This is a genomic window from Sulfuriferula multivorans (assembly GCF_003851125.1).
Classification (GTDB): domain Bacteria; phylum Pseudomonadota; class Gammaproteobacteria; order Burkholderiales; family Sulfuriferulaceae; genus Sulfuriferula; species Sulfuriferula multivorans.
In genome coordinates this window covers 1-448 of the sequence record NZ_BGOW01000061.1, presented here as the reverse complement: position 1 = coordinate 448, position 448 = coordinate 1, and the positions used below count along the sequence as shown (strand labels likewise).

At 55.6% G+C, this 448-nt stretch carries 1 pseudogene; it reads left to right on the top strand.

Annotation, left to right across the window (positions count from 1 at the left end):
• A pseudogene (locus EI185_RS17420) lies at window positions 1–448 on the top strand (IS5 family transposase); the annotation flags it as partial.

Sequence of the window (448 nt, the reverse complement as noted above, 5' to 3'; positions counted from 1 at the left end):
CATATCAAGGTTCATCCGCACGCCACAGGCGCCCGGGGTGGCAATCAAGCCATGAGCCTTACAAAAGGGGGCTCAACACCAAGCTACATCTGGCCGTGGATGCGTTTGGTATGCCGCTCCGAGCAATTATTACGCAAGGTACCACCGCAGATTGCACGCAGGCTGGGAAATTAATCGAAGGCATCAGCGCCGAGTACTTGTTGGCCGACAAGGGCTACGACAGTGACGCCATCGTCGAGCAGGCCACCGCTCAGGGTATGATTCCCGTGATTCCACCGCGCAAGAACAGAAAGGCGCAACGAAGTTATGACAAGTATCTTTACCGACATCGCCATCTCGTCGAGAACGCATTTCTGCATCTCAAACGCTGGCGGGGCATCGCTACGCGCTACGTTAAAAACGCTTCCTCATTCCTGGCCGCAGTCCGCATACGCTGCTTGGTGCTTTG